Source organism: Stenotrophomonas sp. AR029, from assembly GCF_047520695.2.
GTDB lineage: Bacteria > Pseudomonadota > Gammaproteobacteria > Xanthomonadales > Xanthomonadaceae > Stenotrophomonas > Stenotrophomonas sepilia.
Window position 1 is genome coordinate 180,203 of the sequence record NZ_JAXBQQ020000002.1, and the last position, 12,589, is coordinate 192,791.

Below are 12,589 nucleotides of genomic sequence, written 5' to 3' on the forward strand. Positions count from 1 at the left end.
ATGCCTGCGCTGGTGCCCGCGCTGCTGGAACTGGAACAGGCGCGGTCATTGCCGGCGGTGGGCGGCGTGCTGCGCGCCGCCGCCTCACCCTTGGGCTACGACCGCCTGTTGGTGTTTGCCACCGGAACCGGGCTGGAGCGCGGCGCACAGCGCGTGTACTGGATCGAAGGTGACTGGTTCGACGACGGCAGCGCCACCGGGCTCGCCCGCTACCTGCACGCCTGCCCGGTCAACCGCCATGTACTGGACAGCACTGCGCCGTTCTTCTGGAGCAAGCGCCAGGGCGTGCGCGGCGAACGCTATGTGGTGGTGAAGCAGCCGCGCGGCGATGGCCTGCATGGGCTGCAGGTTCCAGTGTTCGGCCCGACCGGTCTGGAAGGCGCGGTCAGCTTCGCCGGCACCTCGATTGATGCGTCCGCCAGCGCGCGTGTGCTGCTGGACATGGTCGGCACCTCCGCCTTCCGTGCGGCGCGGCGGCTTGCCGAAGCACCGGTCGACACCCGCGCGGGCGCGCTGAGCGCACGCGAACGCGAGGTGCTGCGCTGGGTCGCCGCTGGACGGCGCCAGGCAGAGATAGCGGCCACGCTGGGGCTGTCTGCGCGCACGGTTGAGAACCACCTGCGGCGAGCGCGGCAACGACTGGGCGTGGCCACCACCGCGCAGGCAGTGCGCGCGGCAGGCCGCCGTGGCGAGATTGAAGATTGATCAGGATGGAGGCACTTCCTGCTGCCTGATCAGCGTGCGGCATACGCCCTGTGCATCTGCGCGATTGCAGAAGGCAGGCGACGGGATGAGCTACGACCCGTGATCGCCGGTGCGCGGTCCACCGGGCGGGGCGTTCATCGCCCGCCCGGCATCCGCGAGCCACCCATCCCTGCATAACGCTGCCCTCGCATTCGTGGCATGCTCTGTGAAACCGTTTTCATGGAATGGAGGGATTCCACGATGTTGTCGCGTTTCCGTCGCCCCGCGCTGTCTGCGCTGCTGGCGCTTGCCCTGCCTCTGACCAGCGCCTGGGCCGCAGCCCCTGCGCCGTTGAAGGTGATGTCGTTCAATGTGCGCACCCCGGCCGATACCGAACCCGGCAAGCGCTGGCCCGACCGTCGCGATGCGATGGTGAAGGTCATCCTCGACGCGCACCCAGCGGTGATCGGTACCCAGGAGCTGGTGCAGGAGCAGGCCGATTACCTTGCCCAGCACCTGCCCGGATACCGCTGGTTCGGCGAGGGCCGCCGCGGCGGCAGCGGCGACGAGCACATGGGCGTGTTCTACGACAGCAAGGTGCTGGCGATCGAGGAATCAGGCAACTTCTGGCTGTCTGATACGCCCGATGTGCCCGGCAGCATCACCTGGGGCAACCTGTATCCACGCATGGTCACCTGGGCGCTGTTCCGCCGCATCGATGACGGCCGCCGCTTCTATTTCATGGATACCCACCTGCCCTACCGCGACGAGGACGAACCACGCCGGGTGAAGGGTGCCGAGCTGATCGGCAGGCGCGTGGCCGGCCTGGCGGCCGACCTGCCGGTGGTGCTGACCGGTGACTTCAACAGCGAACCCGGCGGCGACACCTACAAGGCATTCACCCGCGTACTGCACGACACCCGTGCCCAGGTGAAGACACCGCAGGGCCCGCGACTGACCTTCCACGATTTCACTGGCAAGGCCACCGCGCAGCTGGACTGGGTGCTGGTGCGCGGTTTCCGCGCGCGCAGCTTCCTGACCGATGACCGCCGCATCGATGGCGTGCTGCCATCGGATCATTTCCCGCTGGTGGTCGAACTGGACTGGCCGAAGCACTGACCCCGCACGGCAGCCGCAGCTACAGCGGCGGCTGCCGCGACAGCAGGCGATACAGGGCCTGATGCTGATCGCGCGCCTGGCAGATGCGGGCCCCTATCGCCAGGAACACGGCGACGCCGATCAGGCCCAGCCCCAGCATCGAATCCTGCAGGCGCAGGAAACCGACCGCTGCGGCCATCGTCGCCAGCACCAGCAGCACCACGACCGCCACTGACAGACCCGCACCCGGTGGACCCGGATCGCCGAACAACATCCGTTGGGTATCCCGCCTTCCGTCCGCCATTGCCTGTCCTCCCGAGTGCCTGACCCACTAGTTACACGGCGAGCCCGCAATCCGGCAGAGTCAGAAACGTCACGAAGGTGAAGACGTACGCGGAATGCACCGCGCTACCCTGCCGCGTACCCCTCGAACTGCGGAGCAGCACATGGCACACCAGAGCCGGCTGGCAGGATTCATCATCGACTGCCAGGACCTTCCCGCCGACGAAGGCGCCCGTTTCTGGGCCGCCGCGCTCGGTCTGCAGGCACAGGCGGCGCGTGCCGAAGGGGGCGCCGAGTATGCCGACCTGCTGGGCGCACCGGCGGGCCTGGACGTTGAAGTCCAGCGGGTCGATCACCCGTCACGGGTGCATCTGGACATCGAGAGCGACGACATCGATGCCGAGGCCGACCGCCTGGAGAAGCTCGGCGCGCGACGGATAGGCTTCGTCAAGCGCTGGTGGGTGATGGAAGCACCGACCGGCCATCGCTTCTGCATCGTGCGCATGCGCGAGCGCGAGGTGCCGGCCAATCAGTGGCCCTGAAAGAGCAAGGGGACGGAAGCCACGGCCTCCGTCCCCCCGGCGTCAGGGCACCTGCGCCACGCTCGGTTGCTGCGGTGATTGCCCCCAGCCGCCCAGCGCCTTGTACACGCCCACCACGCTGACGTTGACCTCGGACTCGGCCGCCGCCAACGCATCATCGGCTGCCAGCTGCGTGCGCTGCGCATCCAGCAGGGTCAGGAAGTCCTCCGAGCCCTCGCGATAACGGATCTGCGCCAGCGATTCGGCACGCCGTGCCGCCTGCGCCTGCTCGACCACGATCGCCAACCGTGCCTGCTGCTTGGAATAGCGGGTCAGCGCGTTCTCGGTGTCTTCCAGGGCCAGCAGTACCGCCTGCTCATACTGCGCGGCCACGCCTTCGGCTTCAGCCTTGCTGGCGCGCAGGCGTGCACGCACGGTGCCGAAGTCGAATGCCGCCCAGGTCAGCGATGGGGTCAGCGACCAGGCCTTGTTGTTGCCATTGACCAGGCCGCTGGCATCGCCACCGAGGAACCCGACGAAGCCGGACAGCGACAACCGCGGGAACAGGTCCGCCGTGGCCACGCCCACGCGTGCGGTCGCAGCCGCCAGGCGACGCTCGGCCACGCGCACGTCGGCACGCTGGCGCAGCAGTTCGCGGGTATCGCCCAGCGGCAGTGCCTTGGCGAAGGCCGGTACGTCGTGCGGCGCGAGCATGTCAGTCAGCACTTCCGGGCGCTGGCCGAGCAGCACGGCCAGCCGGTTGCGCGACTGCGCCTCGGCCACTTCCAGCAACGGGATGTCAGCCTCGATCGCCTTCAGGCGGGCACGGCTGCTCTGCACATCCAGCTCGCTGCCTGCGCCCAGCTGCCAGCGCGCCTCGGTCAGCTTCTGCGTATCGCGCAGGTTTTCCAGCGTGTGCTGGGCCACCGCGATGCGCTTCTGCGTACCACGCAGCTCGAAGTAGTTGCGTGCCACTTCAGCGGCGATCAGGACCTGCGCATCGGCCAGGTTGGCCTGCTCGGCACCGAGGTCGGCGCGTGCGGCTTCAGCAGCACGGCGCTTGCGGCCGAACAGATCCAGCTCCCAGCCGGCGTCGAAGCCGAGCTGGTAGCTTTCACTGAACACCCGCTGCCCACCCAGCTGCGGATCGGGTTGCTTGCGGCGGTCGTAGCTGCCGCCAGCGGTGACGTGCGGAGCCTGGTCGAGGCGGCTTTCCACGAACACCGCGCGGGCCTGGCTGACGCGGGCCACGGCCACGCGAAGGTCCAGGTTGTCCGACAGTGCGCCGTGCACCAGCTGTTCCAGCACCGGATCATCGAACTGCGCCCACCAGCTGGCGACCGGCGAAGCGGTACTGAACACCGGCTGCTGTGCGCTCTGGAGGACCACCGGCTCCTGCATCGGCGCCTTGTAGTTGGGGCCGACGCTGACACAGCCTGCCAGCACCAGGCTGGAGACGGCCATCGCCAACGTGCGGATCACCATGGCAGCACCTCGCCCAGGTAGGTGAAGCTGCCGCTGGCGCCGGATTCACCGATCAACGCCATTTCCACGCTGGAACGTGCGCCTTCGCTGATTTCGATTTCGCCGTTGCCGCCGTTCATGTCGGTCTTCACGTAACCCGGATGCACGGTGTTGACCTTGATCGGGGTATTGCGCAGTTCGTAGGCCAGACTCAAGGTCCAGCTGTTCACCGCCGCCTTGGAGGCATTGTAGGCCGGGATCTTGAAATCGTAGATGCCCGACGCCGGGTCGGCGTGCAGGGTCTGCGAGCCGAGCATGCTCGATACGTTGACGATGCGCCCGGACTTGGCCTGCTTGACCAGCGGCAGGAAGGCCTGGGTGACCGCCACCAGCGCATACACGTTGGTGTCGAAAGTGCGCTTCCAGGTATCGAGTGACTGTTCCGACGGTGCCTGCGCCGGGTTCTCGATCATGATGCCGGCGTTGTTGACCAGGATGTCGAGACGACCATGGCGCTGGCGCACCTGCTCGACCGCTTCGGCGATGCTGGCCGCGTCGGTCACGTCCAGTTGCAGGGCTTCGACCGGCAGGCCTTCAGCCTGCAGCTTCAGTGCCAGCTCCACGGCGGTCTCACGCTTGCGACCGGCCAGCAGCGTGTGCACGCCAGCCTGGGCCAGCTGGCGCACAGTTTCCAGGCCGATGCCACGGGTGGCGCCGGTGACCAGCGCGATCTTGTTCTGATGGGTGTTCATGGATGCATGCCTTGTGAGGGGAAAGCCGCCACCGGCCAATGACCGGCGGCGACGGGGTTCCATATCAGTGGTGGATGGTCGGCTCGCCGTGCTGCACCAGCTGTCCACCACCGTTGCGGGTGACGAACTTGCGCAGGGCCACGTAGAACACCGGGGTGAGGAACAGGCCGAACAGGGTCACGCCCAGCATGCCGGCGAACACGGTGATACCGGTCACCGAGCGCACTTCGGCGCCTGCACCGTGCGACAACACCAGCGGCACGGTGCCGGCGATGAACGCGATGGAGGTCATCACGATCGGGCGCAGACGCAGGCGGCAGGCTTCCAATGCCGCTTCAACGATGCCCTTGCCGCCCATCTCCAGCTCTCTGGCGAATTCGACGATCAGGATCGCGTTCTTGCACGCCAGGCCCATCAGCACCACCAGGCCGACCTGCACGAACACGTTGTTGTCACCACCGGTCAACCACACGCCGAACAGCGCGGACAGCAGGGTCATCGGCACGATCAGGATCACCGCCAGCGGCAGCGACCAGCTCTCGTACAGCGCGGCCAGCACCAGGAAGGCCAGCATGATCGCCACCGGGAACACGATGAAGGCCGCCTTGCCCTGGGTCGCCTGCTGGTAGCTCAGGTCGGTCCATTCGGTGGTCATGCCCACCGGCAGCACCTTGCCGGCGATCTCGGTCAGCTTGTTCATCGCCTCGGCCGAGGACAGCAGGCGCGGATCGGCTTCACCGGCCAGGTCCGCTGCCGGATAGCCATTGAAGCGCAGCACCGGGTCCGGGCCGAAGGTCTGCTTGATGGTGACCATCGAACCGATCGGCACCATTTCGCCGCGGTCGTTGCGGGTCCGCAGCTTGCCGATGTCTTCGACCGTCTCGCGGTACGGACCATCGGCCTGGGCGATCACCTGCCAGGTGCGGCCGAACTGGTTGAAGTCGTTGACGTAGGCCGAACCCAGGTAGGTCTGCAAGGTGTCGAACAGCTCGGTGAGCTGCACGCCCTGTGCCTTGGCCTTGACGCGGTCCACCTCGGCATCGAGCTGCGGCACGTTGGCCTGGTAGCTGGAAATCGGGAAGGCCATGCCCGGGGTCTGCGCGACGGTGCCCTGCATGGCCTGCACCGCATTCTGCAGCGCGCCGTAACCCAGGTTGCCGCGGTCCTCGATGAACATCTGGTAGCCGTTGCCGTTGCCCAGGCCGAGGATCGGCGGCGGCATCATCGCGAACGCGAAGCCTTCCTGCAGGCCCGCGATCTTCTGGTTGATCTCGGCATTGATCTGCGCAGCGGTACGGCCATGACGCTCGGCGAACGGCTTGAGCGGAATGAACGCCACGCCGGTGTTGGGCGTGTTGGTGAACTGCAGCGCGTTCAGGCCCGGGAACGAGATGGTGTGGGCCACGCCGTCGGTTTCCTGGGCGATCTTGGCCACCTTGCGCAGCATTTCATCGGTGCGCGCGATCGACGAGCCCTCCGGCAGCTTCACGCCGGCGATCAGGTACAGCTTGTCCTGGGTCGGGATGAAGCCCGGCGGCACCAGCTTGAAGATCACGCCGGTACCGACCAGCAGGATCGCGTAGACCACGAACACCGCACCGCGGCGGCCGAGGATGCGGGCCACGCCACGCTCGTATTTCTCCGAGCTGGACTTGAAGAAGCGGTTGAACGGACGGAACACCCAGCCGAACAGGCGGTCGATCAGGCGGCTCGGGCCGTCCTTCGGAGCGCCATGAGCCTTCAGCAGGCGCGCGGCCAGGGCCGGGGACAGGGTCAGCGAGTTGATCGCCGAGATCACCGTGGAAATGGCGATGGTGACCGCGAACTGCTTGTAGAACTGGCCGGTGACACCGGACAGGAACGCCATCGGCACGAACACGGCACACAGCACCAGCGCGATCGCCACGATCGGGCCGGACACCTCGCGCATGGCCTGGTGTGCCGCCGCGGTGGGCGACAGGCCTTCCTCGATGTTGCGCTCGACGTTCTCCACCACCACGATCGCGTCGTCGACCACGATGCCGATCGCCAGCACCAGGCCGAACAGGCTCAGCGTATTGATCGAGAAGCCCAGCAGGTACAGCGCGGCGAACGTACCCACCACCGACACCGGCACCGCGATCAACGGAATGATCGACGCACGCCAGGTCTGCAGGAACAGGATCACGACCAGCACCACCAGGGCGATCGCTTCCAGCAGCGTGGAGACCACGGCCTTGATCGAGTCGCGCACGAAGATGGTGGTGTCATACACCGCTTCGTACTTCACATCGGCCGGCATGGTCTTCTGCATCTCGTCCATCGTCGAGATGACCTGATCGCGGATTTCCAGCGCGTTGGCACCCGGCGACTGGAAGATACCGATGCCCACCGCGTTCTTGCCGTCCAGCTGCGAGCGCAGGGTGTAGTCGCCCGCACCCAGTTCCAGGCGGGCCACGTCGGACAGGCGCACGATCTCGCCATCGGTGCCGCTCTTGAGCACGATGTCGCCGAATTCCTTTTCGGTCTTCAGCCGGCCCTGGGCATTGATCAGGGTCAGGAACTTGCTGTCCGGCAGCGGTTCGGCGCCGAGCTGGCCGGCCGAAACCTGCACGTTCTGCTCGCGCATGGCGCGCACCACGTCGCTGGCGGTCAGGCCGCGCGAAGCCACCTTGTCCGGATCCAGCCAGGCACGCATGGCGTAGTCGCCGCCACCGAAGATCTGCGCATCACCCACGCCCGGAATACGCGCCAGCGCATCCTTGACGTGCAGGCGCGCGTAGTTGCGCAGGTACAGGGTGTCGTACTTGCCTTGCGGCGAGGTCAGGTGCACCACCATCAGGAAGGTCGGCGACTGCTTCTGCGTGGTCACGCCCTGCCGGCGCACGTCCTCGGGCAGGCGCGCCTGCGCCTGCGCCACGCGGTTCTGCACCTTCACCGCCGCTGCGTCCGGGTCCGTGCCCGGGCGGAAGGTGACGGTCATCTGCAGCACGCCGTCCGAGCCGGCCACCGACTTCAGGTACATCATGCCTTCGACGCCGTTGATGGCCTCTTCGAGCGGTGTGGCGACGGTCTCGGCAATGACCTTGGGGTTGGCGCCCGGATAGACCGTGCGCACGACCACCGACGGCGGCACCACTTCGGGGTACTCGCTGATCGGCAGGATTGGAATCGTGATCAGGCCTGCGGCGAAGATCACGATCGACAGCACCGCCGCGAAGATCGGCCTGTCGATGAAGAAACGGGAAAAGTCCATGGAGGAATTCCTGGGAAAGGCATTCGGCGGGCAACAGCCACCCCGCCCCTCGCCGGGATGACGAAGGCAGGGAAGGCTGCCGCTGGCACCGGCAGCTAAGCGGGGACGCGGATCAGGAGACGGCGGATCAGTTGTTCAGTGCGGCGGTGGCATCGCGGCCCGGTGCCGGCACGGCCTGCGGCTGCATTGCCACGGCCTTGGCCTGCACCGGCATGCCCGGCATGAAGACCTTCTGCACGCCGTCGATGATCACCTTGTCTCCTGCCGCCAGGCCGTGCTCGACGATACGCAGGCCTTCAGCGGTGCGGCCAAGCTGGATGTCGCGGCGCTGGGCCTTGCCATCCTTGTCGACAACGTACACATACTTGCGGTCCTGGTCGGTCAGCACGGCCTTGTCATCGATCAGCAGCGCCTGGAACTGGCCGCTGCCAAGCAGCTGCACGCGGGCGAACAGGCCCGGCGTGAACTGGCGATCGGCGTTGTCCAGCAGCGCACGGACGCGGATGGTCCCGGTACTGCGGGCCACCTGGTTGTCGAGGAAGTCGACCTTGCCGGTGTGCGGGTAGCCTTCTTCACCGGACAGGCCGACCTTCACCGGCAGCGCGCTGTCACGCTCGCTCGGGCGCTCGCCCTTGCGTGCCATCTGGGCGTAGCGCAGGAAGGTGCTTTCGTCAGCATCGAAGTAGACGAACACCGTGTCCAGCGAGACCAGCGTGGTCAGCACGCTGGCGCTGTCGCCGGCGGTGACCAGGTTGCCGGCGGTGACCATCGCGCGGCCGGCACGGCCGTCGATCGGTGCCCGTACCTTGGTGAACTCAAGATTGAGGCGGGCTGCATCCAATGCTGCCTGCGCGGCCTGCACGGCGGCGCCGGACTGGTCGGCAGCCGCACGGCGCTGCTCGGCGGTCTCGGTGGAGATCGCCTGCTGCTCGGACAGCCGCTTGGCGCGCTCGGACTCGCTGCGGGCCAGCGTGGCCTGGGTACGGGCGCGGGCCAGTTCGGCGGCCGCCCGATCGTACTCGGCCTGGTAACTGCGCGCGTCGATGGTGAAGAGCACTTCGCCCTTCTTCACTTCCTGGCCTTCGACGTAGTTGACCTTGTCGATGTAACCGGACACGCGCGGACGCAGTTCAACGCTCTGCACCGCTTCGACGCGGCCACTGAACTCGTCCCACTGGCTGACCTGCTTGACCAGTACCGGCGCGGCGCTGACCTGCGGCGGCGGCGGTGCACCGGCTTCTTCGGCATGGCCGCCGCTGCAGGCTGCAAGCACGGCCGCGGCGAGGATCGACACGCCGGCCATCGCAATGCGATGTCCGAAACGATGTGGGGTGGTATTGGGGGAAGTCATGGCATGCATCCGTACGGAGGGGTGGTACAGCGATATGGGAACGTGTTGCAAAAATCGGCGGCGAATACTGCGACCTCAACCATGGTCGAGGTCAAGCGATGCCTGCGGTGTCGCGCCACAGCGGAGGAACTTCCAGGTGCAGCAGGCCACGCGGCAATTCGGCATCGCTGCTGTCGCAGCGGACGATGGCGCGGTTGTCGCGGCACCCATCAAGCAGGGAGACCACACGACGACCGACCAGCAGCGAGCTGGGCCACTCGATGCAGGCATTGGCCGCGTTGGCCGGGGTACACACCGGGCTGCAGACTTCCAGCATCTGCGCGCGCACGCCCAGCGCCTGCGCTTCCTGGTGCACCACCTGCGCGTACATGCGCAGTGCGGCGGTGGTGATCGAGGTCTCGCCGTAGCCCGCCCAGGGCTTGGCGTTGGCCGGGCTGCCGATCATCACGTAGCGGCGCGCATGCACGTTGTCCTGCAACAGCGGCAGCAGGTGGCGCACGGCGTGCACGTGCGGCATCAGGTCGGCCTGCATCGCGCCCAGCAGCTCATCGCCGTTGCGGTCGATCACCCGGCCGCGACGGTAGGGGCCACCCATTGCCGCGATCACCGCCGCCAGCGGACGCGGGCGCTGCGCGATGCGCTCGGCCAACGCGCGTGCCGAGCCGTCGTCGCTGAGCGAGCCCAGCAGCGTCTCCAGTCCGGGCTCATCCGCGAACTGCTCGTGCAGCGCGGCCAGCCGGCCCGGATCGCGGCCAACCACCAGCACCGGGCTGCCGGCTTCCAGCAACGCGCCGACCACGCCCTGGCCGACGGCACCGGTACCGCCAAGGACCAGGACTTCGGGCGTCAGTATCCCATTCACGGGACATTTCCTCCCAAATCCGGGATAGTCCCAATTCGACGCAGGCGGTCGCCCTTGTGCGGGACCAGGCGGATGGCACCGCCACGCTGCTGACGCATGGGCGCGGTAAACTCACGAAAGTCCTTGTGTACCAAGGAACTCGGACGGGCTTCGACGGTCATCGCCAGGTCCAGGGTGTTCTGGCCGGCGTTCCGGAGTCGGGCAAGAATGTTGCGCAGGCTCATGGCGGACGGGCTCCAATTAACGAATGGCGCCACGATAGACCTCAAACCTTTACTTGATTAGTCCTGATTAAGGGGAATAATCATCCCGCTCCCGGTCCAATCGTTCTGTCACGATTGTCCCATCCCCGACGTCCAGGATCCCCGACCATGTCCCACGATCTCAACGAGACGCTGATCTTCGTCAAAGTGGTCGAGCAAGGCAGCTTCATTGCCGCTGCCAAATCGCTCGGCCTGCCCAAGACCACGGTCAGCCGCAAAGTGCAGGAGCTGGAAACGCGCCTGGGCGCGCGCCTGCTGCACCGGACCACGCGCCGCCTCGGCCTGACCGAAGCCGGTTCGATCTACCACGAACATTGCCAGCGCATCGCACGCGAGCTTGAAGAGGCCGAAAGCGCGGTGAGCCAGCTGCAGTCCGGCCCGCGCGGCTGGCTGCGCTTCACTGTGCCCTACTCGATCGGCATCACCTGGATTGCGCCACTGCTGGGCCAGTTCCATGCGCAGTATCCAGAGATCCGCCTGGACATGCACATGGGCAACGAGAAGCTGGACCTGATCGCCGGTGAAGCGGACCTGGCGCTGCGCGTGGGTGCCCTGCCCGATTCCAATCTGGTCGCGCGCAAGCTGGGCAGCCTGCGCACGCAGGTGTTCGCCAGCCCGGCCTACATTGAGCGCTATGGCGAACCGCTGCATCCGGAAGAGCTGCAGTTCCATCGCATCCTGGCGATGCGCAAGCCGTACCACACCGGCAATTCGCCGCGCTTCACCTGGCAGCTGGGCGAGAACGGCGGCGAGCTGCGCGATTTCCCGGTCACCCCGCTGATGACCGCCAACGACATGTCTGCGTTGAATGGTGCATTGGTCTGTGGCGAAGGCCTGCTGCTGACCGGTGATGTGATGGCCAAGCCGTTCGTCGAATCGGGCATGGTGCGCCGCGTGCTGGCCGGCTGGACCGGCCCGGAAGTGGACTTCAATGCCGTGTTCGCCGGCGGCCGCCTGGTCTCGCCGAAGGTGCGTGCGTTTGTCGACTTCCTGGTCGAGAAGCTCAACTTCGATGCCAACTACATGCTGGCGCAGTGCCCCGGCGCGAAGCTGGCACAGCAGCAGAAGGCACAGGAAGATGCCGCGCTGGAAAGCAGTGGCAAGCGGATCCTGGAGAAGGTGGCCGCTTCGGCGGCGTAACCTGCAACAAGAGCGCCTACCCATCTCCTGGTAGATGCCGACCTTGGTCGGCATGGCTTACAGAGGGAGTCGAGCCCGGCTCGACTCTGCATGCGCTGTCGGTGTGCCGAGCAACGCTCGGCACCCACAAAAATGCCGCCTGCAAGGGCGGCATTTTCGCTCCGGCCGATGGCCGGACCGGCTCAAGCAGTAACGCTACGCGTTATTGCTTGAGCGGAATCACGCGAATTTCGACGCGGCGGTTCTTGGCGCGGCCGGCATCGGTGCTGTTGTCGGCAATCGGGTACGCCTTGCCGGCGCCCAGCGTTTCGATACGCACGCTCTGCACGCCCTGGCCGATCAGGTACTGCGCGACCGAGTCGGCGCGTTCCTTCGACAGGCGATTGTTGACTGCGTCGCTGCCGATGCTGTCGGTGTGGCCAACCACCTCGATCATGGTCTGGTTGTACTCACGCAGCGTACCGGCCACGCCGTTGAGCGAGCCATAGAACTGCGGCTTCAGGGTCGCCTTGCCGAAGTCGAAGGTGATGCCGTCCGGCAGGTTCAGCATGATGTTGTCGCCCTGGCGCTGCACATCGATGCCGGTGTTGGCGGTGCGCTCGCGCAGTGCACGTTCCTGGCGATCCTGGTACTGGCCGACGGCGGCACCGCTGAGTGCGCCGATACCGGCACCGATCAGCGCGTGCTGGCGCCGCTCGGTAGCACTGTCGCCGGTCAGCAGGCCGGCCGCCACGCCGATGGCCGTACCGATCAGCGCGTTGCGGCCGGTCCGGTTCTGCTGTTCGGTCGGGTTGCCGTACTGGTCACTCTGCACATAGGAGCCGCCGGTGGCGCAGGCCGACAGGACGGCCGCACTCATCAGGGCCAGTGCGACGTTGCGGGTGGTGTTGCGGATCATGAGGTTCTCCTTGGTTTCCGGTCGGCCGGCGGCTTGCGG

The 12,589-nt window shown here is 66.7% G+C and carries 12 protein-coding genes; 4 read left to right on the forward strand and 8 right to left on the reverse strand.

The genetic code is table 11. The annotated features are described in order from the left end of the window. Both ACM0PB_RS07305 and ACM0PB_RS07310 read left to right on the forward strand, forming a co-directional pair. Entirely contained in the window at positions 1–705 is a 705-nt protein-coding gene (locus ACM0PB_RS07305; RefSeq protein WP_262090848.1) for a PA1136 family autoinducer-binding transcriptional regulator, read from the forward strand. A gap of 240 nt (positions 706–945) precedes the next feature. Next, on the forward strand, positions 946–1,803 hold the full coding sequence (locus tag ACM0PB_RS07310) for an endonuclease/exonuclease/phosphatase family protein (protein WP_005416166.1): 858 nt from the start codon (positions 946–948) through the stop codon (positions 1,801–1,803). A 19-nt stretch (positions 1,804–1,822) separates the two neighbouring features. On the opposite strand, the gene ACM0PB_RS07315 is transcribed toward ACM0PB_RS07310, so the two are convergent. Then, the gene (locus ACM0PB_RS07315; RefSeq protein ID WP_049414598.1) at positions 1,823–2,086 is read right to left on the reverse strand and encodes a hypothetical protein; all 264 of its coding nucleotides are present in this window, start codon (positions 2,084–2,086) and stop codon (positions 1,823–1,825) included. Positions 2,087–2,228: 142 nt separating this feature from the next. Here ACM0PB_RS07315 and ACM0PB_RS07320 point away from each other — a divergent pair, with 142 nt between their 5' ends. Then, positions 2,229–2,606, forward strand: a complete 378-nt coding sequence (locus tag ACM0PB_RS07320) for a VOC family protein (RefSeq protein ID WP_005416164.1) — start codon at positions 2,229–2,231, stop codon at positions 2,604–2,606. 42 nt (positions 2,607–2,648) lie between these two features. On the opposite strand, the gene ACM0PB_RS07325 is transcribed toward ACM0PB_RS07320, so the two are convergent. The 6 genes from ACM0PB_RS07325 to ACM0PB_RS07350 form a co-directional block, all read right to left on the reverse strand. Then, entirely contained in the window at positions 2,649–4,070 is a 1,422-nt protein-coding gene (locus ACM0PB_RS07325) for an efflux transporter outer membrane subunit (protein WP_065185200.1), read from the reverse strand. After that, a complete protein-coding gene (locus ACM0PB_RS07330) occupies positions 4,064–4,801 on the reverse strand; it encodes an SDR family oxidoreductase (RefSeq protein WP_005416162.1) in 738 nt (245 codons plus the stop codon). The genes ACM0PB_RS07325 and ACM0PB_RS07330 overlap by 7 nt, the downstream gene beginning before the upstream one ends. A 64-nt stretch (positions 4,802–4,865) precedes the next feature. Further along, a complete protein-coding gene (locus ACM0PB_RS07335) occupies positions 4,866–8,036 on the reverse strand; it encodes an efflux RND transporter permease subunit (RefSeq protein ID WP_019338348.1) in 3,171 nt (1,056 codons plus the stop codon). A gap of 127 nt (positions 8,037–8,163) precedes the next feature. Then, positions 8,164–9,387: an efflux RND transporter periplasmic adaptor subunit gene (locus ACM0PB_RS07340; protein ID WP_032954097.1), complete on the reverse strand. Its 1,224-nt coding sequence runs from the start codon at positions 9,385–9,387 to the stop codon at positions 8,164–8,166. Between the two features lie 91 nt (positions 9,388–9,478). After that, the gene (locus ACM0PB_RS07345) at positions 9,479–10,249 is read right to left on the reverse strand and encodes an SDR family NAD(P)-dependent oxidoreductase (protein WP_053499154.1); all 771 of its coding nucleotides are present in this window, start codon (positions 10,247–10,249) and stop codon (positions 9,479–9,481) included. Continuing rightward, positions 10,246–10,473, reverse strand: coding sequence for a hypothetical protein (locus ACM0PB_RS07350; RefSeq protein WP_049414419.1), 228 nt, complete (start codon positions 10,471–10,473; stop codon positions 10,246–10,248). Before ACM0PB_RS07350 ends, ACM0PB_RS07345 begins: the two co-directional genes overlap by 4 nt. Positions 10,474–10,620: 147 nt before the next feature. Between ACM0PB_RS07350 and ACM0PB_RS07355 the strand changes: the two genes are divergently transcribed. Then, positions 10,621–11,652 (forward strand): LysR family transcriptional regulator, encoded by a 1,032-nt coding sequence (locus ACM0PB_RS07355; RefSeq protein ID WP_005416157.1) that lies wholly within the window; start codon positions 10,621–10,623, stop codon positions 11,650–11,652. A 202-nt stretch (positions 11,653–11,854) separates the two neighbouring features. On the opposite strand, the gene ACM0PB_RS07360 is transcribed toward ACM0PB_RS07355, so the two are convergent. Beyond that, positions 11,855–12,550, reverse strand: coding sequence for a YiaD family glycine zipper/OmpA-like lipoprotein (locus ACM0PB_RS07360; RefSeq protein WP_005416156.1), 696 nt, complete (start codon positions 12,548–12,550; stop codon positions 11,855–11,857). Positions 12,551–12,589 lie beyond the last annotated feature (39 nt).

Bases quoted from the DNA above. Each gene is read 5' to 3' on its own strand.
- ACM0PB_RS07335 (WP_019338348.1), bottom strand. From the start codon at position 8,036: ATGGACTTTTCCCGTTTCTTCATCGACAGGCCGATCTTCGCGGCGGTG.
- ACM0PB_RS07355 (WP_005416157.1), top strand. From the start codon at position 10,621: ATGTCCCACGATCTCAACGAGACGCTGATCTTCGTCAAAGTGGTCGAG.
- ACM0PB_RS07340 (WP_032954097.1), bottom strand. From the start codon at position 9,387: ATGACTTCCCCCAATACCACCCCACATCGTTTCGGACATCGCATTGCG.
- ACM0PB_RS07310 (WP_005416166.1), top strand. From the start codon at position 946: ATGTTGTCGCGTTTCCGTCGCCCCGCGCTGTCTGCGCTGCTGGCGCTT.
- ACM0PB_RS07320 (WP_005416164.1), top strand. From the start codon at position 2,229: ATGGCACACCAGAGCCGGCTGGCAGGATTCATCATCGACTGCCAGGAC.
- ACM0PB_RS07360 (WP_005416156.1), bottom strand. From the start codon at position 12,550: ATGATCCGCAACACCACCCGCAACGTCGCACTGGCCCTGATGAGTGCG.
- ACM0PB_RS07330 (WP_005416162.1), bottom strand. From the start codon at position 4,801: ATGAACACCCATCAGAACAAGATCGCGCTGGTCACCGGCGCCACCCGT.
- ACM0PB_RS07325 (WP_065185200.1), bottom strand. From the start codon at position 4,070: ATGGTGATCCGCACGTTGGCGATGGCCGTCTCCAGCCTGGTGCTGGCA.
- ACM0PB_RS07315 (WP_049414598.1), bottom strand. From the start codon at position 2,086: ATGGCGGACGGAAGGCGGGATACCCAACGGATGTTGTTCGGCGATCCG.
- ACM0PB_RS07305 (WP_262090848.1), top strand. From the start codon at position 1: ATGCCTGCGCTGGTGCCCGCGCTGCTGGAACTGGAACAGGCGCGGTCA.
- ACM0PB_RS07350 (WP_049414419.1), bottom strand. From the start codon at position 10,473: ATGAGCCTGCGCAACATTCTTGCCCGACTCCGGAACGCCGGCCAGAAC.